Origin of the sequence: Aureimonas sp. SK2, assembly GCF_029813115.1 — a bacterium.
Lineage (GTDB): Bacteria > Pseudomonadota > Alphaproteobacteria > Rhizobiales > Rhizobiaceae > Aureimonas.
On sequence record NZ_JAPZDS010000009.1, the window covers coordinates 158588 to 178409 of the forward strand.

General features: G+C 67.9%; 24 protein-coding genes. 10 read left to right on the forward strand and 14 right to left on the reverse strand.

The features are described from left to right. Positions 1–82: 82 nt before the first annotated feature. The 8 genes from O5O54_RS13190 to O5O54_RS13225 form a co-directional block, all read right to left on the reverse strand. Positions 83–1678 carry a phage portal protein gene (locus O5O54_RS13190; RefSeq protein WP_279482263.1) on the reverse strand — a complete coding sequence of 532 codons (1596 nt, stop codon included), beginning with the start codon at positions 1676–1678 and terminating at the stop codon, positions 83–85. A 1-nt stretch (position 1679) separates the two neighbouring features. Further along, positions 1680–1922, reverse strand: a complete 243-nt coding sequence (locus O5O54_RS13195; RefSeq protein ID WP_279482264.1) for a hypothetical protein — start codon at positions 1920–1922, stop codon at positions 1680–1682. Between the two features lie 5 nt (positions 1923–1927). Then, positions 1928–4066 carry a terminase gpA endonuclease subunit gene (locus tag O5O54_RS13200; RefSeq protein WP_279482265.1) on the reverse strand — a complete coding sequence of 713 codons (2139 nt, stop codon included), beginning with the start codon at positions 4064–4066 and terminating at the stop codon, positions 1928–1930. A 2-nt stretch (positions 4067–4068) separates the two neighbouring features. Then, positions 4069–4662 (reverse strand): terminase small subunit, encoded by a 594-nt coding sequence (locus tag O5O54_RS13205; RefSeq protein ID WP_279482266.1) that lies wholly within the window; start codon positions 4660–4662, stop codon positions 4069–4071. A gap of 128 nt (positions 4663–4790) precedes the next feature. Next, the gene (locus tag O5O54_RS13210; protein ID WP_279482267.1) at positions 4791–6338 is read right to left on the reverse strand and encodes a DUF6508 domain-containing protein; all 1548 of its coding nucleotides are present in this window, start codon (positions 6336–6338) and stop codon (positions 4791–4793) included. A 166-nt stretch (positions 6339–6504) separates the two neighbouring features. Then, a complete protein-coding gene (locus O5O54_RS13215) occupies positions 6505–6720 on the reverse strand; it encodes a hypothetical protein (RefSeq protein WP_279482268.1) in 216 nt (71 codons plus the stop codon). A 6-nt stretch (positions 6721–6726) separates the two neighbouring features. Next, complete coding sequence (locus tag O5O54_RS13220; protein WP_279482269.1) at positions 6727–7191, reverse strand: hypothetical protein; 465 nt, start codon at positions 7189–7191, stop codon at positions 6727–6729. 82 nt (positions 7192–7273) lie between these two features. Further along, a complete protein-coding gene (locus O5O54_RS13225) occupies positions 7274–7729 on the reverse strand; it encodes a hypothetical protein (RefSeq protein WP_279482270.1) in 456 nt (151 codons plus the stop codon). 325 nt (positions 7730–8054) lie between these two features. Here O5O54_RS13225 and O5O54_RS13230 point away from each other — a divergent pair, with 325 nt between their 5' ends. The 5 genes from O5O54_RS13230 to O5O54_RS13250 all read left to right on the forward strand — a co-directional run bounded on the left by O5O54_RS13230 (position 8055) and on the right by O5O54_RS13250 (position 11875). Beyond that, positions 8055–9140 carry an HWE histidine kinase domain-containing protein gene (locus O5O54_RS13230; RefSeq protein WP_279482271.1) on the forward strand — a complete coding sequence of 362 codons (1086 nt, stop codon included), beginning with the start codon at positions 8055–8057 and terminating at the stop codon, positions 9138–9140. A gap of 64 nt (positions 9141–9204) precedes the next feature. Then, positions 9205–9594: a response regulator gene (locus tag O5O54_RS13235; protein ID WP_279482272.1), complete on the forward strand. Its 390-nt coding sequence runs from the start codon at positions 9205–9207 to the stop codon at positions 9592–9594. Between the two features lie 344 nt (positions 9595–9938). Further along, complete coding sequence (locus O5O54_RS13240; RefSeq protein WP_279482273.1) at positions 9939–10658, forward strand: hypothetical protein; 720 nt, start codon at positions 9939–9941, stop codon at positions 10656–10658. A 1-nt stretch (position 10659) separates the two neighbouring features. Then, the gene (locus O5O54_RS13245) at positions 10660–11166 is read left to right on the forward strand and encodes a hypothetical protein (protein WP_279482274.1); all 507 of its coding nucleotides are present in this window, start codon (positions 10660–10662) and stop codon (positions 11164–11166) included. 67 nt (positions 11167–11233) lie between these two features. Beyond that, positions 11234–11875: a hypothetical protein gene (locus tag O5O54_RS13250; RefSeq protein ID WP_279482275.1), complete on the forward strand. Its 642-nt coding sequence runs from the start codon at positions 11234–11236 to the stop codon at positions 11873–11875. 40 nt (positions 11876–11915) lie between these two features. Here the strand turns inward: O5O54_RS13250 and O5O54_RS13255 are convergent, their stop codons facing one another. From O5O54_RS13255 to O5O54_RS13275, 5 genes are all read right to left on the reverse strand, one after another. After that, positions 11916–12338: a hypothetical protein gene (locus O5O54_RS13255; protein ID WP_279482276.1), complete on the reverse strand. Its 423-nt coding sequence runs from the start codon at positions 12336–12338 to the stop codon at positions 11916–11918. A gap of 525 nt (positions 12339–12863) precedes the next feature. Continuing rightward, entirely contained in the window at positions 12864–13943 is a 1080-nt protein-coding gene (locus O5O54_RS13260; protein WP_279482277.1) for a hypothetical protein, read from the reverse strand. Between the two features lie 72 nt (positions 13944–14015). Next, the gene (locus tag O5O54_RS13265; protein WP_279482278.1) at positions 14016–14174 is read right to left on the reverse strand and encodes a hypothetical protein; all 159 of its coding nucleotides are present in this window, start codon (positions 14172–14174) and stop codon (positions 14016–14018) included. Then, positions 14171–14572, reverse strand: coding sequence for a hypothetical protein (locus O5O54_RS13270; protein ID WP_279482279.1), 402 nt, complete (start codon positions 14570–14572; stop codon positions 14171–14173). Before O5O54_RS13270 ends, O5O54_RS13265 begins: the two co-directional genes overlap by 4 nt. Next, a complete protein-coding gene (locus tag O5O54_RS13275) occupies positions 14572–15072 on the reverse strand; it encodes a hypothetical protein (protein ID WP_279482280.1) in 501 nt (166 codons plus the stop codon). The genes O5O54_RS13270 and O5O54_RS13275 overlap by 1 nt, the downstream gene beginning before the upstream one ends. Positions 15073–15421: 349 nt before the next feature. On the opposite strand from O5O54_RS13275, the gene O5O54_RS13280 reads away from it, so the two are divergent. From O5O54_RS13280 to O5O54_RS13300, 5 genes are all read left to right on the forward strand, one after another. After that, complete coding sequence (locus O5O54_RS13280) at positions 15422–16414, forward strand: hypothetical protein (protein WP_279482281.1); 993 nt, start codon at positions 15422–15424, stop codon at positions 16412–16414. A 478-nt stretch (positions 16415–16892) separates the two neighbouring features. Next, positions 16893–17363: a hypothetical protein gene (locus tag O5O54_RS13285; protein WP_279482282.1), complete on the forward strand. Its 471-nt coding sequence runs from the start codon at positions 16893–16895 to the stop codon at positions 17361–17363. 125 nt (positions 17364–17488) lie between these two features. Beyond that, complete coding sequence (locus O5O54_RS13290) at positions 17489–18430, forward strand: hypothetical protein (RefSeq protein WP_279482283.1); 942 nt, start codon at positions 17489–17491, stop codon at positions 18428–18430. Further along, positions 18427–18648, forward strand: coding sequence for a helix-turn-helix transcriptional regulator (locus tag O5O54_RS13295; RefSeq protein ID WP_279482284.1), 222 nt, complete (start codon positions 18427–18429; stop codon positions 18646–18648). The genes O5O54_RS13290 and O5O54_RS13295 overlap by 4 nt, the downstream gene beginning before the upstream one ends. Then, positions 18645–19037, forward strand: coding sequence for a hypothetical protein (locus O5O54_RS13300; protein WP_279482285.1), 393 nt, complete (start codon positions 18645–18647; stop codon positions 19035–19037). Before O5O54_RS13295 ends, O5O54_RS13300 begins: the two co-directional genes overlap by 4 nt. A gap of 31 nt (positions 19038–19068) precedes the next feature. Here O5O54_RS13300 and O5O54_RS13305 read toward each other — a convergent pair whose 3' ends face one another. Next, a complete protein-coding gene (locus O5O54_RS13305; RefSeq protein ID WP_279482286.1) occupies positions 19069–19815 on the reverse strand; it encodes a hypothetical protein in 747 nt (248 codons plus the stop codon). Positions 19816–19822 lie beyond the last annotated feature (7 nt).

The following is a 19822-nucleotide window of genomic DNA, read 5'->3' on the forward strand; positions in this document are numbered from 1 at the left end:
CTTCGTCAACAAACGCGCGGCGGAATGGTTCACATTTTTGCCACAAGGCGACGGACGCGGGAGGCCGTCCGGCGCCCTGCCGCTACGCCGCCTCCGCCTCCTCGATCCTCTCCACCGTCTCGGAGATTTCCGCCTCGACGATGTCCTTGACCCGCTGGCCGGGATCCGATGGCGCCGGGGCCGCCGCATCTGCTCCCGGGTACACCGTGTAGGCCAGCTCCAGCTTGTCGGCCCGCGCCTTGTCCCGCGCGTTCTCGAGGTCAATCTTCTCGACATCGTCCCCCATGAGGGCGACGCCGCGCTTGCGCGACAGAAGCCCGGCCGAGATGGCGGCGGCGACGGCGGTGACTTCCTGCACCGGGTGGATGTGACCGCGAGCCGGGGACACCCATTCCACGCGCATGTAGTCGCGCTTGCGGGCGTTCACGGGCGGCGTCCACCTGCCGGACGTGATCGCGGTCTCGACGAACCGCCTCCAGGTCGGCTTGCAAAGCTGTTGCACGACCATGTGGTACTGGAGGCTCTCGATCAGGCGCCCGACCTCCAGCATCATCGCGCGGTACTGGCGGTCCGACACCTTCTCGAAGTTGAGCGTCAGGTGCTCGTACGCCAGCCCAACCGAGACGGCCGCCATCGAGATGTTCTCGCGGCGGTACGGCCCGTAGTTTGCGTCCGAAGACGGCGGCTGCGAGAAGGTGACCTTGTAGCCGGGCGGCAGCTCGACCCACGTGTTCGGTTCGAGCGGCTGGAGCATCGCCCCCTCGTCGTCGGCGGGCAGCGCGCCCGGCACCGAGCCGTCGTCATCGATGGGCCGCTCGTAGAAGCCGCCGTAGGTGGAGGTGCCCTTCTTCCGCTCCAGCTCCGCGATGTCGTACGTCCGCAGCGCGTCGAAGGTATTCAATGCCGGGGCCGCCCACGGCACGCCGCGCGTGTCGCCCGGCCGCTCCGGAAGGTACATTAGGATGACGTCGCGCGCCGGGACAGGTTCGGGCATCAGTGCGTTGGTGCGCCCGGTCCAGTCGGACGGGTGGTGACGGTAGATGTGGTAGGCCGTCACGCGATCGATGGCGTCGCGCTCCACGCCGCCGACGATCCAGTTTCCGTTCGCCGCCTGCTGGGTCAGCGTCAGGGGAAGGTGGTCGCCTTCCATCATCTGCAACTGAAGCGGCACGGCGTCCATGTCGTCGTCGCGGCGCTCGCGGAACCGGAACAGCACCTCGCCGGACAGCGAGGCGGTGAACACGGCATGCCACTGCATCCCGTAGAAATCGAGCTGCCCCCGCGAGTCCGCCTGCTCGACCCAGTCCTCCCAAAGCTCGGCGAGGTCGGGGTACGGAATGATGGGTTTTACGCCGTAGTGGATGACGTTGTTCGCGACCTGGCGCATCGCCTGTCGGTAGAGCGGGTCGTTCCGGTAGGTGTGGCGGCTTCGGCGCCGGATGACCTCGTGCTCTCCGAGCGCGCCGTTCGGGCCGACGTCGGCCGAGGCCTCAACGCGCGGCGACCGGGAGGCGGCTTCGTACGCCGTCCGACCCGCGCGAAACATCGCCGACGCTCCGAAGAACGCCGAGCGCATGGAGGACATCACCCGGCTGGCGACGCGGGTCGCGCGGGCGGGCGGGGACGGAGCGACCGGAGCGGAAGCGGCCTCGCCGATGGAGCGGTTGGCCTTCGCCATGTCAGTAGCCTCTCAGGGGAATGGGGCGGACGTGCCGGACGCGGGGACGCGGCTGCGCGCCGTCACACTCGTCGAGCCGCTCGTAGAGGTCGCGCAGCACGCTGATCGCGTCGGCGCGTCGGACGTAGACGACGGTGCCGGCCGCCGAGTAGCCGACGGACTGCGCACCCGTCGTCAGGCCCTCCTCGAGTCCGCGGATGGCGACGACGAGTTCGTCTCGGGTCCAGGTTCTGAACAGGCGCATGCGGGTCATCCCCATCTCGAGACGCGCATCGCGCGCGGGCGGCGGACCACCGGAGGCGGTCGGGAGGGCGGTGGCGGCGGCGGTGCCGGAGGCTCCGACGCCGCGACACGGACGGGTGCCATCGGCGGCGCGGCAGGTGCCGCATCGCGCGCTTCGGTGGCGGGTTCGATGTCCGTCGCCTCGGCCTGCGCGCTACGGTCGGGGCCTCCGTAGGCGTCGGAGATCTCGCCCGTCTCCGGGTCGTGGGCGGGATCCCTGCTGATCCCGGCTCGGTCCGCTGCGACATTCAAGTCGCGCCAGCGCAGGAAGGACTGCTTCAGCCCGCAGAGCGCGGCGTAGGAGTAGATGAGGCAGTCCCAGGGCTCCCCGGTGTTCGCCTTCGACTTCCGCATCCAGAACTTGCGGCCGCGCTTGTCGACGACGAACTTCTCGGCCGTCAGCCCCTTGAAGTAATCCTCGGGGAGCGACGACGGGAACGTCGGACCATCAGGCCCCGTCACCTTCAGCTTGCGCCCGACGGCGTCCTTCGCGAGCTGGGTGTCGATCATGTAGAACGACATCCCCTTGGCCTTGTCGCGCGAGACCTTCTTCGGCCACACCGCCGGAGAGCGGCTGCCCAAGGCGTTGTTCTTCCCCTTGATCGCCCAGACGTTTCGCTTGATGCGCTGGTGCGCGTACAGCTTGGTCGCGTCCCCGAAATGGCCGCCCATGTCGTTGGCGCTTGCCTGAACGAAGTGCTCCGAACCGTCGCGCTTCCGGAAACCGCGCTGGAGGATCGCGTCGAGCGCGGCGTCGGCATCTGGCGTTCCCGGCTCCCCGGCGACGATCCAGTGTCCGATGACGCGCGGCATCTCGTGACGGCTCCAGCCGACCACGGTTACCTCGCGGGAGGCGATCGTCTCGATTTCGGAACCTTCCTTGTTCGTCTGGGTGTCGACCCCGGCCGTCATCACCACGACGTCGTCCGGCACCTCGGCGGGGTACGGCACCGTCATGGCGTGGGCGGCGTCGGCGTCCATCCCGCCGCCGGACAGGTCATCCCACGGCTCCCCGGCGAAGTTGTTGATCCACGCCTTCAGCTTCTCCGGGTCGCCCTGCGCCGCCAGCCAGCGCTGCGCGATGTTCGCCCAGTTCGCTTTCGGCGCCTGGGAGAGCCACTGCGGCCAGTGGTAGCCGTAGTTGCCCGGCACCTTGGGGATCTGGTGGACATAATGGCCGAGGTCGTCCATCCGGACCTTCTCGGTCTCGTCGATGTCCTTCTCGCAATGGACGCAGACGTACCAGCACCGGGTGACGACGCCGCGCGCGTCGACGTCGTACTTGAACCCGTGCTTGATCTTCGGACCGCCCCAGACGAGTTCCTGGAACTGGCCGCAGTGCGGACAAGGAACGTGGTAGACGCCCTTCGTCGACTCCTGCCACGCCTTCTCGCCGATGGTGTCGCGGTGCGTCGGCGAGGACCCGGCGTAGACCTTCGAGTCCCAGAAGTCGGTGCCGCGCTCGCGGAACAGGTCGAACTTGTTGCCCTGGTCCTTCTCGCCGCCGCGACCCTGCCAAGCCTCGGCGTTGACCTCGTCGCAGAAGATATGCCTGCCTTTGATGCGCCGGGCCGCGTCGTCGGACGCGGCGCCGCGCATGTAGAGGATGCCGCCGTTCCGGTACATGTGGAGATCCCACTTGTCCTGCGGCTGCCCGCGCGCGGGCGTGCGGATGATGGCCGCGAACGCCGGGATGTCCCTCGTCCGAGGGTCGATGTTCTCGTCGTAGAACCCTTGCGCGTCGTCGTCCGTCGGCTGCACGTAGATGACGCGCGAGCCGAGGTAGGTGACGGAGTAGCAGGTGAGGAAGCTGGTCAGCATGGACCAGCCGACCTGCGTTCCCTTTCGGACAGTCACCTGCGAGCAGTCGGGGTCCATCAGCCTGTTGGCCGGCTCGCGCTGGTAGCCGCGCAGCGTGACCTGACCCGACTTCGAGGACTCGCCGTTCGCGAGTCGCACGTTCTGCGAGATCCACTCCGACGGCAGGAGGGGCGGCGGGATCTGGAGGACGTCGTTGCGCAACGAATCCATGGCGCGCGCGAACGCGGCCTCGCCCGTGTGCACGGGGAGGCTCTCGAGCCGGATCTCGTCTGCGACCGCCGACATGGTCACCCGGCGGACGGGGCCGCCCCGCCGTCCGTGCGCAGGGCGGATAGGGCACCGGACACCGCCTCGTCGACGATCTCCTTCACGCGCTTGGCGACCTTGCGCTCGACTTGGCCGGCGGCGGTGTCGCCGATGCCCGTCAGGCGGCCCCGGATCTCCGCGTAGTCGGCGGCAACGCGATCAAGCATGACGCTGGTGCGCGACAGGGTGCCCATGATCTCCGCCGCCTCGGCCTCAGCTATGATGGCCTGCGCCACGGCCCGGCGCCGCTTGGCTTCGCCCTCGGTGACCGCACCATCCGGCCCGGCGCCCAGCTTCTCGGCGGCGGCCTCGGCGGAACGGCGCTCCAACCAGCGGACGACCTCAGCGACATCGAGCGCCCACTCCCGCCCGGTATCGCGGTCCGCCTTCTCGACAAAGGGGCAGCCTTGGTCAAGCCACTTCTTGACCGTGTTGCGGTCCCGGTCGAGGGCGCCGGCGATCTGCGAGAGGGACATCTGCCGGCCGCGCGCGGCGTCTCGGCGGGAGGGTGCCGCGTGCGTGCCGACGTCGGTCGGGTTCAGCACCCCCTCGGGCTGTTTGGCGGTCTTGGGCATGCGGCGGGATCCCCTGTTCTCAGGGGATGCCGACACGTCCGCGTGCAACATTCGACGGCGGGGTGCTGATGCCGAACCGCCGAAACCAAGAATGTTGACGGCGACGGGGTGAGGGCGCCCGTTACCCCTTACTCCGGCGCCGCGCCCCCGCTCGGCCGCCCCGTACCGTTCAGCGTCCCTCTCTCCGCGATCAACGCCATCTCCCGCGCCCCGATGTCCCCCGCCGCCGGGTTCTCGAGGATGTGCAGCTCGATGCCCCGCCCGGCGCGCACGGCGTCCGCCAACGCGACATGGATGCGCCGGAACCCGGTCGCGTTCCCCGCGCGGTATCCCCGCCCGCCCAACAGGTTGCCGACGTTCCGGCTGTACTCCCGCGTAGGCCGGGTGCCGCGCGTGTAGCGACCGACGTAGCTTCCAACGCCCTCGATGATCCACTCGTAGATGCCCGGCATCTCGAGCGACGCCCCGTCGTGGACGGTCAGCGCGAACCACGGGTCGGGCAGCGCCATGGGCGTCTGCCCCGTGAGGGCTGCCAGCTCCGCGACGCGTCGGAGGATGCGCGGGAGCAGCCCGCTCTCGAACGCGGACGCGAGCGTGCCCTCCGAAAAGCGGTCGCCCCGGATCAGCGTCGTCAGAAGCTTCGCGAGCTGACGGACGCCTGCCGCCTCCACGGCGCCGGGGTCGCGCCGGAGCCGGGTCGCTTCCTCGCCGCCATGCCAGTCGCCCCACGAGAAGTCGGACGGCACCCACCCGCCGTCGTACGCCGCCTGCACGAAGGCCTGCGCTGGCTCCGACAGCGAGAAGAACGGCATCTGGATCGCGCCGCCGTCCATCGGCTGGCCGCCGCCCCAATCGCCGAAGCGGAAGCCGTCGGCCGCAAAGGTCTCGGCGAACGGAGCGAGCGCTGTCAGGTCGGGGTTCATGCGGCGCCGGATGATCCGGCCGGCCTGGGTGTCCGGCCCGACGTTGATGGACCGCATGGAGTCGGTGACCAGCCGAATCCGGTCGCCGTCGTCCGCGAGGCCCCAGCCGGCGTGGCTGCGGAACAAGACGACCTGCGCGCCCTCGGCCGCCCGCTCCCGGACGAACTCGATCGCGAGTTGGGACGACGGCAGCGCCGCGATGAGGTCTGCCGTGATGGGGGACGACGTCCGGGAATGGTAGGCGACGATCTCGACGCACGCGACGCGCTGCGCGAGGGACGACATCGCCTCGTCGAACGTCCAGCCGTCGGCGACCAGCCCGTCGGCGAGCGCGGCGAACTTCGGCCACCACCACCTGAAGGCGCCCGCGTTCGCGATCTCGGGATCGATGGACCAGAAGGGCGACGCGAGAGGGGACTGCCGGAGCCCGGCCAGCTTCAGGGCGCGCGTCACCGTCCTGTCGCCCTCATCGAGCCAGTTGCCGGGATCGAGGCCGGGGTTCAAGAGGCACAGGACGATGTCCGCGCGGCGGAGGTCGCCGACGAACGGCTGCGGGACGAGCGATGCCTGGAGCCGGGACCGCTCGCGGCGGAACTCGGCGATGACGGCAGCTTGGTTCTCCGGGGCGTCCCAGCGCACGCGCTCAACGTAACGCGCCTGCCGAAGGACTGCCTCATCCGTGGGATGGACCCAGTGGCGGCCGCCCTCGAAGCCGCCCCAGAACTCGATCAGCTTGTCCGTCGCCTCGCCCATGCCGTCATCCCCTTGCGTTGCGGGACATTCTACGGACGGAAGGACGGCGGGGAAGCCTCCGGCGGCGACCTTGATGCTGGAACAGTTTTCCAAAATTTCTGAACGGCGACCGGGTGCCGCCGCAAACTAACCCCCACGGGCGCCCCCATCCAGGGACCCCCGGCGCCTACCCCGACGCGCCGTCCCGCGCCGCGCGCAGCTCCCGGATCTCGTCGAGCATCCCGTCCACGATCTCGGCCGCCTCGTGCTGGGCGATCCACGCGCCGCAACGGTCATCGACCCGCCGGACGACGCCGTTGACGGGGATGAAGCTGTGCCTTGGGACGGCGCCGAACCGTTGCCACCAGTCGATGTCGGTAACACCCTCGCTCGTCGCTCTCATCCGCGTTCAACCCTCGACCCGCTGCGGGTTGTACCACCGGACACGGCCGCCGTGCTTCTCGATGACGGCGAGAACGGTCTGGATCGAGACGTAGCCGTAGACCGTCTGGGTAGGGGCGGTCTCGTCGTCTGCCCACCTCGCCAGTAGGGGCTCTGGCTCCGATGGGAAGCCAACCTCGACGTGCGTGCACACGAGGTCATTGTCGTAGACGCTGTACATCATCGGGCTGTCTTGGACGGACATGCGGAAGCCGTCGGCGCAGACGACATGGTTGCGCTGCCAATGGACGAGGGGGCGACCGCTTAGAACCATGCGGTCGTCCCCCATCAAGCTGCCCGCATCGGGGAACAACTGGTTGACCGGAATGTCCCACACGCGGTCGGCGTTCGCCCAGCGCGTGCGCCAATCGATGAAGTCCTCCTGCGAGACCTCATCGGCGGCGTCGTCGGGAATGGCGGTCAGGTCGTCCATGGCATCGTCCTCGTCTTGAGGATCAAGCCTGCTTGCCGGCGGAGGCTGGCGCAACGGCGCCCGGCCTGCGGCGCGTGCTGCATCAGGCCGCCTCGCGGACCTCTCGGCTACGCTCCATAGCTGCCGTCTTGAGCTGCGCGACGAAGGCCGCGTCCAGCCGCTTGCGCGCCGCCTCGACCTCACGCGCGAGGCAAGGCACCTCCAGGTGCTCGTAGACGTATGCGGACAGCCTTCCGCCGTCCGCCCGAGGCGGTCCGAACCCCTCGTAGACGAGACTGGCACGAGCCGACGTTTCGACCGGGCCGGCGCCGGGGTACTTGGCGGCAAGGCGGGCGGCGAATGCCTCGCGGATCGTCCTGATCCCGTAGCAGTCCTCTGAGGCCGCCCGTCCGACGTAGTGCAGGAAGGAGGAACCGACCTCCAGCCTCGTCGTCATCAAGGCGCGCGGCACGCCCCGGATGGTGGCCATGATGGTCACGGTCGCGCTCTCGGTGATGACGCTGCCGTCGTCCCAGGTGTACACGTGGTTCTCGCTCATCGATGTCTCCCTCATCTCGACAGGAGACAAGCGTGGTTGCCGGCGAAGCCGAGTGCAAACGAGGATGGGACGGGAGCCATCACGACGCCGTGATGACGTTCGGCCCATTGAGAAGGCGACCACGTCGGCCCGGTGGGTCCGCCGCGCAATCCGTTGACCGAGCCGTGCCGGGTCTCACATTCCGAAAAGTCCGCCAGATGGATTTTTCGGAATGTGAGAAAGGGGGCGACGCCCTTCCGAATGCCGACCCGCAGGGGATGGCAATGCTTACGAATCCCCCTCGATTTGCTATGCATGGGCCAGCAAACTCCCTCCGGAGCATCGAGTGTCCCACGACTTCCAGCCCGACCTCGACCTGATCGCCAGCATCCCGGCGGTGCCGTCGATCCTTGACGTCGTGTGCCAGATGACGGGAATGGGGTGCGGCGTCGTTGCTCGGGTGACGGCGGATCGCTGGGTCGCGTGCTCCACGCGCGACGAGGCGGGGTTCGGCCTAGTGCCGGGCAGCGAGCTGAAGATCGACACCACCTTTTGCCGCGAGATCCGACTGCGGAAAGAGCCCGTGATCATCGAGCATGCTGCGGAGGACGCTGCCTATTGCGACCACCCGTCGCCCGTCATGTACGGCTTCCAGAGCTACGCCTCGTTCCCTATCGTGCTGCCCGACGGGACCGTCTACGGCACGCTATGTGTGATCGACCCAAACCCCCGGACACTGAAGACGCCGCAGATCATCAACAGCTTCAAGTTGTTCGCCGAACTCATCGCCTACCATCTGGACTCCGCGTTGAAGGTGGCGGCCATGCAGCGGCTGCTGGACGACCAGCGCGACTGGCAGCGCAGTCAGCGAGTCCTCCAGCGGGAGTTGTCGCACCGGATGAAGAACACGCTCGCGATGGTACAGGCCGTCGTGACGCAGAGCCTGCGCAACGCGGACTCGCTTGACGACGCGGCGCGTCGGGCTACCGAGCGCATCCAAGCTCTCGGCCGGGCGCAGGACATGCTGACGGAGACGAACTGGGAGACGGCGCAGGTGGCGGACGTCGTCTCCGCAGCCATCGCACCCCATCACGACGGCGGGCATCGCTTCACGGTCGCCGGGCCGCCTGTCGCCCTCACGGCGCAGCAGGCGATGGGCCTCGCGCTTGCCATCCACGAGCTGGCGACCAACGCCACGAAGTACGGCGCCCTGTCGAACGAGCACGGGCACGTCTTCATCGCGTGGGAGGACGGTGCGGACCGCTTCCGCTTCACTTGGAGGGAAAGCGGCGGCCCGCCCGTCGTTGCTCCGGAAAGGCAAGGGTTCGGGTCGCGGTTGACCGCTCGTGTCGTGCCCACATATTTCTCCGGCACCGCTAACCTTGCGTATCCGGTTGAGGGCATAGAATACAGCCTCGAAGGTAGCGTGTGAGACGCAGGAGGCGAAGATTTCCTTTTCAGTTGAACTCTTTAACCTCCCGACGGCTTAGGGCCAGATGGCGCAATCCTTCAACCCAAGCCAACTTGCCGTTCTTGTCGTCGAGGACGAGCCGCTGCTCCTGATGGACGCGATCGACCTCATCGAGGAAGCCGGGTTCGTCGCCTACGGAGCGTCGAACGCGGACGAGGCGATCCGCATGCTGGAGCGGCATTCGGACATCCGGGTCCTTTTCACAGACGTCGACATGCCGGGGTCGATGGACGGCCTGAAGCTGGCGCGCGCGGTGCGCGACCGATGGCCCCCGGTGTCGATCATCGTGGCGTCCGGCCACGTGCGGGTCACTAAGGAGGACATGCCCGAGAACGGGCTGTTCTTCGCGAAGCCATATCCGCCGAAGAGCGTGATCGCCGCGCTGAACCGGATTGCAGAGCAGGTGACCCGCTGAGCTGAGCTTAGATTCCGGGAAGTCCGTCAGATCGACTTCTTGGAACGTCAGAGGGGGCCGAGACCCGCAAGTCTCGACCCCCTTTCATTCCTGCCGGCCGCGTCCCGTCGGCGGCGGCCGGGGCGGTCGCTGCCCGGAAGCGCGACCCCTTATGCGGCGCCGAGGCCTTCCGGCCCGGCATTCTCCGGCACGCTCTTCGGCATCCGCTCGGGATGTCGTCCCCCAAAATTGGACAGGGCTGCGCATGGCAGCGGCGGGGCGCCTCACTTTCGGCCGGCTCGGGCAACCCTGACGAAACGCTCGCCGACCGCTATGCAAGATTCGAGATCGCATGGGAGGCCAGCATGACATTCGTCGACACCGAGGAAGGGCACACCGCACCGCGCGCCACGTCCGCCGACATCGACCGCCTCCGCTACATCGCGACGACGGCGACGGCGAAGCTGTTCGCGCAGATCGCAGGCGGGCGTATTCGATGCGAGAGCGAGGCGACCCTCCAACTCCACCTCGGCCGGATCATCGCGACGGTCGCCGACCTCGAACTGGTCGACAGCCGAGAGACGATCTCCATTGAGCTGGAGAAGCCCCTGGCGGACCCGAACGGGTCGCGCGGGCGGATCGACATCTGGTTCCAGATTACCGACCGCGACGGGGTCGAGGCCCGGTGCGCGGTCGAGCTAAAGTTCTTCAAGAAGGCCCGCCAGCGGGAGCCCAACAACCGTTACGACGTCTTCAGCGACATCGCCCGGCTGGAGCGCTGCGCCGACGTCGCCGATGTCGGCTTCATGCTCGTCGGCACCGACCATCCCCACTACGCGACCCATCCGCGCTATAGCGAGAACACGCAGGACTTCGACTTCCGGGATGGACGCGCGTATCGAAGCGGCAGTGAACTCGTCTACAGGACAGAAAGGCCTTACGGTTCGCCCATCACGCTTGAGGGCGACTACCAGTTCACCTGGACCGTCCTGCCGTCTCCGCCGAGCTTCGGCTACATGCTGCTGGAGGTCGCCCCGCAGATGGTCGCCGCCGCACCCGCCGCCGGGGATGCGGAAGGTGAATGACATGCGCGACCAGCACGCCACGGCATCCAGCCTCCGGGAGCGCATCCTCGAGCATTCCCTCGTCGCCGACATGTGGCGGCTTCTCTGGAAGGCGGGGATCACCGATGTCGAGATCCTGCGCTCTGAGTTCGACGGCTACGGCTACGACCTCGTCATCGCGTGGGGCGTCGTCGTTCGGCACGTGCAGCTCAAGGCGGGCCGCCTGAAGAACCCCGGCAACTTCGACATCGTGACGTCGCTTGCGGACAAGCCTTCCGGCTGCGTCGTCTACCTCGACGTCGATGACGCTCTCGATGTCCGAGCCTACTGGTACTTCGGCGCCGCGCCCGGCGAGCCGATGCTGTCGCTGGAGGGGTACCGCCCGGCTCGGCGCATCGGTCGGACGGCGGAAGGCGTGCGGCCGGATCGGAAGAACCATGTCCGGCTGCGGGGGAGCGGTTTCGAGAAGCTGGACGGTCTGGAGCACCTAGTCGAGAGGCTCCTGGGGCGGACCGACGGCGGCGAGTGATCTGGGAGACCTCTACAGTTTCAATCTCGACCTTCGCGCCGTCTTCACCTTCTCCGGCCACGATGGCTTGATGACACCGCGCCGCTTCAACCCATCCGACAATCGCCCTCGCCAGCCCTTCGGCCGAAGCGGCCGGACACCGACGCCGCGCCGCGCCCGCCGCTTCCGCACCCCGCGCAGGCGTCTCCACGACGTCGCGCTCGGCGCCGGAATGGTCGTCGCCCTACTTGGGCTCGCGGCAGCCGAGGACCGTGGCTGGCTCGGCTGGGTCGACCGTGCCGACGCCTGGGTCGACGGCATGCGCGCGCCATGGTCATCCGGTCCGGCGGCGACGCCCGTCGCCGCGCGGCACGTGCCGCTCTGCCCACCGGAGTACCGACGCGGGGGAGGCGGCGTCACCTGCATCACGGATGGCGACTCCGGCGTGGCTGACGGCGAGCCCTGGAGGCTCACGACGCGGTCCGGCGGCGTTGACGCGCCCGAGGTCGGCCGACCGGAATGCGCCGCCGAGCGCACGGCTGGGGACCGGGCGACGCGACGGCTTCAGGCGTTGATGTCCGGCGGCTACACGATGTCGGGCGGGAGCGCCGACAAGCACGGCCGGCGGCTCGTCACCGTGACGCTGGCTGATGGGGGGGACGCCGGAGAGGTGCTCATTGGCGAGGGGCTGGCGCAGCCATGGCCGACTTCTGGGAATCCGTGGTGCTGAAATTGACCCACCCTCGGCGGCATGCTGAGATGGAGAACTGTCAACGCTTGGCCTTCTTTGAACGCTTCGATGCCTTCGGCTGCTTCGCGGTGAGCGTCTTGCTAACGAGCGATCGCACGGACGACGAGAGGGCCGTGACTTCCTTAGGAGAGGGAAGCTCTGTGGCTGCCTTTTCCATGGCCGCCTTTACCATGGCGGACGCCTCCTTGACCTTGGCCTCCTCCGCTCGCGCCGCAGCCAACTCGGCAAGCGCGCTGCCAACGCGCTGGCTCGACAGGCGCCCGGCGTTCTCCGTCATCTTCATCAACCGTGCGAGGACGTGCTGTGCCTGTGGTGCCGTGCGCTCTTCCTGGGCCACAATCACCACCGTTTTCTTCAGGCGACGCTTTAGGATGGGCTTGGCGACGACGGGGAAGCTACAAAGACTGCCGGGGGCGGCCTGCTTCCCGGGTTCGTCACCCATCACCTTGCGCTTCCGTCCTGGGCCTCCCTTATGGCTGAAGAACCCGCTTCCGGCGTGAACAATGGTTCCGCCGCCTAGATATGAATTCCTGCCCATCCACCCTCACTCCCACGCGGTCGCAAATTGACACGCGTCAGCGGGCAGGAACACTGGATTCTTTCATGCTCTGGCATGAGCGTCTCCCCAGCGTCGCTGTCCGAGGCTCACCCGCAAGGGGGACGGGCGCATGTGCACCAGCTCCGCGCTGGTCTAGTAAATCACGGTAAGGCACGCCTACCGAGCCATAGCAGTCGACTGGCCCCACTGGCATCCGCCATGCGCCACCGACACCCCCGGCGCGCCGGGCGGGCTTCAAGCCTCCCGGCGCGCGACCCCACTCGCTGGTGATTGGGCGTGGGACAGCCAGCGCCACCGGAAATGTTTTCCGGTCCCGGCGGGGATGCCGGGATGCGAGGACGATCCCTGAAGAGCTGCGCCCCGAGACCGCACGACGGTCGGACGCCCGCGAAAGCGGGCGCCGTCTTTTCAGGCAGCGGCTTGCACTCCAGCCGGGGCAACGGGCGCGTTCCTCGCCGCCCAGATGACTTGGAGGGTATGCTCCGCAACGGCCGCGTTCATGCGGGTGACCGCGTGGTCGGAAAAGCTGGGGAACTTGCTCTTCCCGTGCTCGAACGTGTGCTGGCACTTCGGGTCAGCGTCAATACCCGCAAACCGACGCACCGCAGCCGCCTTCGGTGGTGTCAGCTTGCACTTCTCCGCCAACTGCGTCGCGCTCATGTGGAAGCGGTTCCGGAGGTCGATCTCCCGCACCGCTCCGGCCTCGGCGGGATCGTCCCCAGCAACCAGCTTCACCGGGGCGCCTGCCTTCTTCGAGATCGTGACGTTGATGTTGGGGCCGACCCCGGTCGTGACCGCCTGAAGGGCGACAAGTCGAGGGAACACGTCGGCCACCTCCTTCCCGCCGCGGATCGCGTTCAGGACCCGCTCGATGTCCTTCTCGGACACCTGCACGTCGTCGGCGACGTGGGATTCCATGGCGAGCATGGAGCGGATGCGGCCCTTGGCCTCGTCCTGCGCGCGTCTCCCCGGTGCAAGGAGGTCTGCGACCAGCTTGTACTCGCGGTCGATTAGGAAGTCGAAGTCCCCCGCCGGCATCGTTGAGACGGGCAGGACGCGCGTCGGCAGGTGCTCCGACAGGCTGTCGCCGAGGTTCCGTTGCAGGACTGCGTCGAAGGCCGTCACCAGCGCCCGGGTGTGCAGGTACAGGATGTCCTCCGACACGAAGACGATCCAATGCTGCGCGGCGTCTCGCATGGCGTCGACCGCCTTGAACACGCCCGCCTCATCCGCTGTGACGCCGCAGTGCATCTTCGCAAGGTTCGCGCACTTCTCGAAGCCGTAGGCGGTGCCCTTGTCCTTGTCGAACACGGCCACCTTCTTCTGAACGAGTGCGGCCTTCAGGAGCATCTCGGTGGCGTGCTGGAGGTGCAGCAAGACCGTCGTAAGTCTGCCGTCCTCGTGGAAGGAGTTGAAAGTCGTCATCGCCGAGCGCAGCGAGCAGATGGCCTTCAGCTTCAGAGTGCGGGCATCGCGAACCAACTTCACGGAGGCATCCTGTCGAATCAACGGGAGCCTGCATTCTACCCACTCGTGTGGCGCGTGGTCAGGCCGCGGCAGTCACGACGCCGCCCTCGCGCGCAGCGCCGCCAGCTCCTGCGCCACCCGCCGCGCGATGGCGGCGTCCGCGAGCGAATCGACGACGACACGGATGCTGCCGACGTCGATGACGTAGCGCGGCCGCACCGACACTTCCGCCGCCTCACCGACGGCGCTCACGGCCGCCTCCGGTCGGTCGGCTCGGACAGCCCGGAGGCCGTCTCCCTGCGCACCGCGCGAAGGAGTTCGCAGATCACGTCGTTCTCGATCTCCCGCTGCCTCGCCGCGCGCAGCCAAGCCCCCATGAACTCTCCGAAGGTCATCGGCCGCGCCAGCAAGGTCTGGAGTTCGCGCTTCCTCTTCAGGGCTGCCAAATGGGTCTCGATGTCGAAAGGCTTGGGCTCCTCGGCTTCGGTGTTGTTCGTCATGAGCGGGCGGCCGACCGCGAGGACGGGCGGCGTGAGGGACGTGGTCCCGAGCGTGTTGCCGCTGGGGCCGATGGGGATGTCGCCGCCGCAGACGTCGGTGATGGTCGCCCGGTTGAGCGGCCGCCGGGTACTGAAGATCTGGCCTTCCATCACGCCACCTCCCTCGCGCCCACCACCACCGCCCGCTCGCCCTCCGGTACCGACAGCAGAGCCTCGACGACGCCGAGCGACCTGCCGAGCAGCACCACCGCGTCCGACGCCGCGCACGGCTCTGCGCATCGACGCGTCGCCGCGAACTGCGAGTTGCCCATGCCGACCGCCGCGTCCTCCCACAGGGACGCGTCGCTGAGGTAGCCGAGCCGGACGTTGCAGAGATGGGAGATGTTGTCGCCCATGCCGCGTAGTATCTCGGCGACGTCCCGGACATCGACCGGGTCGGTGCCAAGGATCTTGATGGCGGCACGCAGGCCCTCGCGGGAGCGGCGGGCGATCTTGCCGGACGTCGGCTCGATGGCGAGGAGCAGCCGCTTGGCTCGGGCCTCGCCCGTGACGGCGAACCAGTTGCGGACGACGTTGGCCTGGATGGCCTCCGGCGACAGGGCCGGGATCCGGACCGGGCGAAGGCGGACGGTGCTGGCGGTGGCGTGCATGGCGGCTCTCCCTCGGGACTTGAGGAAAGCGTGGTTGCCGGCGAGGCGGGCGTCAAATGGCTGGCGGGCACCGCCGCGAAACGTGGCTGAAAGTAACTCCTCGCGTTACTTCCATGGGCGACGGATGGCTTATGTCGGCGGTCTCCCAGCTAGATCTAGCGCTCGAATCGCCAAAAACGTCTACAATTAGCGGCAACCTGGGGATAAGTGCCCTCTGAGGCTTCCCAGAACAGATCGCGAACTCTACGTTCCGCTTCGAAAGGAGACGCTATTGAGCGAGCCAATCGAAGTACCCGAAAGTGCATTCGAGAATAAACCCTGGTTCCCAACCTTTCCTGCTCCGGACCTCGTGCGCGAGATCAAGGAGCACATCAAAACGAAGGGTGACCCGCACCTGTGGTGGGGACACACCCACACCACGCCGCCGATGGGCGGACGCATCGTCTACCTCGACGAGTTCGACGTCCCGACCTTCGGGGTGACGATGGACCGGGTCGCGCCCTGTCCCTGCTGCACGCCGCGGCATCGCAAGTACAAGTCGGGCGGCAAGATCGCCTGGTTTCCCGACGAGGCCGTCATCCGCCTCATCGGGCCGCAATGCTACAAGAGCCTCGACGCCGAAGGGCACGAACTCGCCGAGCACGAGTTCCGCGAGCGGCAGCGCCGGGAGAAGTACGCCCGGTACCTGATCACCCAGTTGCCCCTGCTGCCCGAGATCGTGAGGACGGGTGACGAGGTCCTCGAGATGGCGAAGGCGGCCGACGAGTTCCGCGAAACCCTCCAGCGCCGTCTCGCGAACACGTTGTTCCTCCGCCTGTGGGAGAACGTGCGCAACGGCGTCCTGAACCTGATCGTCCGAACCCGGGAGATCAGGGCCGGGGCGGACGGCGACCACCAGATGCGGACGGTCGACAAGCACGAGCGATACGCGACCATCGAGGGCTGGGAGGTGCTCGACCCGAGGGCGACCAAGATCGCCCCGACGCTGAAGCGCAACATCGACCGCCTTCAGGTCATGCGGTTCGAGCTGGGGCAGAAGCAGGACGTCCGCGACGCTGACGACCTCACCCTTCGCCGGGCGGCCCAGACGATGGCGAACGCGAGGAAGGTCATCGCCGCCGCGATCGACCGCATCGCGCTGGAGCGCAAGATCGTATCTCCCATGACGGTCGCGACGCTTCGGACATGGGGGCAACTCGACGCGGCCACGCTCAAGTTCAGTCTCCGCCGGAACGGGCGGGACCTGCTCGTCGGGCGCGATCGCGACCATTGCTGTCCTATCCGCATCCCGCCGGAGATGGAGCGAACGCTTCCCGTCCTGCCGCACTTGGCGGACGAGTAGGCCGCGTCGTTGCCCGGAGCCGCCACGACGGCTCCGGGCAATCCGGCATCGTCACGCACGAACCGCAGCCGTGCGCAGCCTTAGGAAGCCTGCGGCCGAGTCCATGGTTGGCACCGTGGCGCCATCGCGCGCGCCGTCAGTGGCGGCCGCCGGCGAGCTGGGGCGGGCGGGGCCAAGATTCCGCCATCACGCTTCCGTGATCCGAGACGAATTCGAAAAATGCAAAGTCATGTCTGCGTTCGTCAACTTAGTTGGCGCAACAGATCTGGAAGACGTGTGTCCAGATGTCAACAGGTCGATGGGATAAATTCTACAGCGTCTCTGATGCCGTCAACATCCTTTGCGAGGCATAAGTACTGAGGCAAGTCGAGCGCCAGAGGGAGGGTGCTTGCGTCCGAGGATGTGGCGGCACATCCTTTTCTTCAGGCGACTTGCGCGGGTGGGTCGCCGGGGGCAGCAAGCCCGAAGGAGACGGACAATGACCATCACCAACACCGCCGAGCTGCGCAAAGCCATCGCCGAAGGCTTCGACTACGGCTCCGTGGACGGAAACACGCGGCTGGCCATCCTGCGCGAGTTCTACGACGTGACCTACGACGTGACCGACGAGGAGTTCGAGGCGACCTACCGCGACGTGCTCAAGCAGCAGGAACACTACATCGCCGTCGCCGTCCACGTCGGGTCCGGCAACGTGTTCGCGGTGCGTGCCATCCAGAACAACGACTTCACCACGGAGGACATGTTGTCCATCCAGAAGGCCATCGGCTGGGATGTCGGCGAAGAGGTCGACCTCTACCGCATCCTCGTCGGGGAGGACCGCAGCGCGGCGGAGTACGAGATCTGGTTCATGCCGGACGGCGACTACAGCGCCTACGACGGCGAGCACGTCCGCGAGTTCGGCCAGTTCTACGCCTACTACCGCAACCGCGCCCTCCGGCAGGCCGCCTGACACGGACATCGGCGCGGAGCTTCGGCTCCGCGCCCGCCATCCAGCCGCCCGTCACGGGGCTGCTGGGCGACGGGCGGCAGCGCACGCGACGGGCCGGCGGATCCGGTCATGAGGGAGACACGACGATGAAGAGCAAGGCACACAGCGCCATCGAGGCCGCAGCCGAGGCAGCGGGGGCCACGAGCGTCACGCAGGACCACCACACGACAGTGGTCGGCTACAAGGGCAGCGAGATCCGGATCAAGATGGACATGTCGCCGAGGGGCGGCTGGTCGATCGCGGTCGACGGACGGGACGAGGGCGCCAAGAAGGCGCCGTCGGCAGCCTTCAAGGCCGCCGTCAAACTGGTGGACGACCGCCTCGCGTCCGAGGCGGCTCACGTCGAGGCGGTGTACGCCGTCGCGGAAGTGGCAGGGGCCGAGATCGAGTCCCTCGAGGTCGACCGGGTCGCGCTGTCCTACAAGGGCCACACGGTCACGGCCGTTCGCGAGGACAAGCCGTCCACCGTCTCCGTCCGGTACGCGTGGACCGTGAGCATCGACGGAACGCCGAAGTGGATCTGCGCGAGCGTCGCGACGGTGCTCAAGGGCGCGATCGACAGCATCGACGAACAGGTCCCAGTGGCCACCCTGTACAACCCCCAGCCGGACAACCGCGTGGCCAGCCAATTCCAGCCCGTCTCCGAGCTGCGGGCGCTCCTCAAGACCATGCCGGTCGCCCTTCACGACGAAGGTCCCGTAGAGGGATGGGGCACGACAACCTTCCTCGACATCGACATCGCGGAAGGGTCCGCGCGGCTGGGCAGCGAGTACCTCAGGGACAGCGTTGCCTGGCTCACCGCGCACGGGTACGTGCACCGCATTCGCTTGGCCGACGGCACGTCCGGCGTCCGTCTCGCCGCTGCCCTGGACGTGGCCGAGGCCCGGCTCGAGGACGTGGTCGCGGCGTTCGAGGAGGAGAGCGGATGGGGCGGCCTCGCCAGCGAGCAGGCCAAGGCCACCTTTCGGGAGATCTGCCAGCCAGTTCTCGAGCTGTCGGGTTCAGAACCCGAGAAGGCGGCCGCATGACCGCCGCCGCCCGCTACAATGCTATCCGCCGACGCCTGCGTCTCACGCAGGCGGAGGTAGCCGAGGCGACGGGCTACAGCCTCGGCTACGTCTCGAAATGGGGCCACGCAGGCCAGACGGCCAAGGACCCGCCCGATGCCGCCGTCGACCGCCTCGCGCAACTCCTGCGGGAGCGCGGGGCGAAGGATCTCGAGTTGCTGGAAGGAGAGGCCGCATGAGCCGAGAGCAAGCCGCCACCGCGATCAGCGCCGCAATGGAAGCAGGACTGAGGGCGACCTACGACCCGGCGACAGGGAAGCTGGGTCTCCGGCACGATAAGACGCCCGTCGCCGAAGTCTGGTACGACGACGAGAGCGGAGCCTGGGTTCGCGCGAGCAAGTTCAAGCGGACGATGTGGCAGGGCGACCTCGACCGGGAAGACGTCGCGCGAAACCCCAAACGCTACATCAGCGCCCATTGCCACTCGCTCGCGGATCTGGTCGGCGTGGGCGCCCCGACCTTTCCCGATGCCCTCGCGGCGCTGGGCGGCGAGGAAGCCATCAAGGCGATGGCCGACAAAGCTGCGAAGGACGCGCGCTACGTTCCGTACTACGATCCGAACTGGTGAGGGACCGGGCCGCCTGAAAGGGCGGCCTTCCTCATTTCCTGAGCCGCCTCTTCAGGTCCGCCGCCCGCCGGGCCTCCCTGCGCGCCTGCACCTTGGCCTTCGCCGCACGCTCCGCCTCGGCGGCCGCCGCCACCTCGCGGACCCGCGACAGCTCCCATTCGTAGGCCGCGCCCCAGCCGCGCTCCCAGGCGTCCGCGAGGACCGGGTGCTCCGGCCGAGGCGCCGCCTCCGGCTCGACGACGCCCATCTCGACGCGCGCGGCGAGCGAGCCGATGTCCTCGGCAGCCTCGATCTCCTCGGGCGACACGGACGGCCACTCGCGGTCCGGCGTCGGCGGTCGGGGCGGCGGCGGGCGAGGGGTCGGGTCGCGCTCGACCGACGGGACGTAACGCTCGACCTGCGCGGCGACCCAAGCCGCGAGGCGGGCCTCCTCCGCGCGCAGCGCGTCGCCTTGGAGCGAGAGATCAGCTAGGCGGCGGGCAAGGCTGAAGCCGGGGAGCCTCGGGAGGCCAACGGCAAGCCATTCCGGGATGTCGTTCTCGCCGCTCCTCCAGCGCTTCATCGCCATACGGTCGATGCGCTTGCCTGTCGCGCGACCTCCCTTGTCGCGAGGCTTCAGGCGGACCAGGTCCGTGGCGAACTCGACCTCCCATTTCTCGCGACCGTCGTAGATCTCCTCGGCGATCGCCCAGATGACGTTGGGATCCGCGCGGTCGACATGCGGCCAGTAGCGCTTCAGCAGCTTCAGGTCGTCTTCGGAAGGATGAGTCTCGTTCATGGTGAGA

What these genes read in the sequence shown, in the direction of transcription:
- O5O54_RS13210 (WP_279482267.1), bottom strand. Translation starts at nt 6,338, where the DNA reads ATGGGCGAGGCGACGGACAAGCTGATCGAGTTCTGGGGCGGCTTCGAG.
- O5O54_RS13305 (WP_279482286.1), bottom strand. Translation starts at nt 19,815, where the DNA reads ATGAACGAGACTCATCCTTCCGAAGACGACCTGAAGCTGCTGAAGCGC.
- O5O54_RS13220 (WP_279482269.1), bottom strand. Translation starts at nt 7,191, where the DNA reads ATGGACGACCTGACCGCCATTCCCGACGACGCCGCCGATGAGGTCTCG.
- O5O54_RS13255 (WP_279482276.1), bottom strand. Translation starts at nt 12,338, where the DNA reads ATGGGTGACGAACCCGGGAAGCAGGCCGCCCCCGGCAGTCTTTGTAGC.
- O5O54_RS13205 (WP_279482266.1), bottom strand. Translation starts at nt 4,662, where the DNA reads ATGCCCAAGACCGCCAAACAGCCCGAGGGGGTGCTGAACCCGACCGAC.
- O5O54_RS13275 (WP_279482280.1), bottom strand. Translation starts at nt 15,072, where the DNA reads ATGCACGCCACCGCCAGCACCGTCCGCCTTCGCCCGGTCCGGATCCCG.
- O5O54_RS13285 (WP_279482282.1), top strand. Translation starts at nt 16,893, where the DNA reads ATGACCATCACCAACACCGCCGAGCTGCGCAAAGCCATCGCCGAAGGC.
- O5O54_RS13270 (WP_279482279.1), bottom strand. Translation starts at nt 14,572, where the DNA reads ATGGAAGGCCAGATCTTCAGTACCCGGCGGCCGCTCAACCGGGCGACC.
- O5O54_RS13225 (WP_279482270.1), bottom strand. Translation starts at nt 7,729, where the DNA reads ATGAGCGAGAACCACGTGTACACCTGGGACGACGGCAGCGTCATCACC.
- O5O54_RS13215 (WP_279482268.1), bottom strand. Translation starts at nt 6,720, where the DNA reads ATGAGAGCGACGAGCGAGGGTGTTACCGACATCGACTGGTGGCAACGG.
- O5O54_RS13300 (WP_279482285.1), top strand. Translation starts at nt 18,645, where the DNA reads ATGAGCCGAGAGCAAGCCGCCACCGCGATCAGCGCCGCAATGGAAGCA.
- O5O54_RS13190 (WP_279482263.1), bottom strand. Translation starts at nt 1,678, where the DNA reads ATGGCGAAGGCCAACCGCTCCATCGGCGAGGCCGCTTCCGCTCCGGTC.
- O5O54_RS13240 (WP_279482273.1), top strand. Translation starts at nt 9,939, where the DNA reads ATGACATTCGTCGACACCGAGGAAGGGCACACCGCACCGCGCGCCACG.
- O5O54_RS13195 (WP_279482264.1), bottom strand. Translation starts at nt 1,922, where the DNA reads ATGCGCCTGTTCAGAACCTGGACCCGAGACGAACTCGTCGTCGCCATC.
- O5O54_RS13290 (WP_279482283.1), top strand. Translation starts at nt 17,489, where the DNA reads ATGAAGAGCAAGGCACACAGCGCCATCGAGGCCGCAGCCGAGGCAGCG.
- O5O54_RS13200 (WP_279482265.1), bottom strand. Translation starts at nt 4,066, where the DNA reads ATGTCGGCGGTCGCAGACGAGATCCGGCTCGAGAGCCTCCCCGTGCAC.
- O5O54_RS13245 (WP_279482274.1), top strand. Translation starts at nt 10,660, where the DNA reads ATGCGCGACCAGCACGCCACGGCATCCAGCCTCCGGGAGCGCATCCTC.
- O5O54_RS13235 (WP_279482272.1), top strand. Translation starts at nt 9,205, where the DNA reads ATGGCGCAATCCTTCAACCCAAGCCAACTTGCCGTTCTTGTCGTCGAG.
- O5O54_RS13295 (WP_279482284.1), top strand. Translation starts at nt 18,427, where the DNA reads ATGACCGCCGCCGCCCGCTACAATGCTATCCGCCGACGCCTGCGTCTC.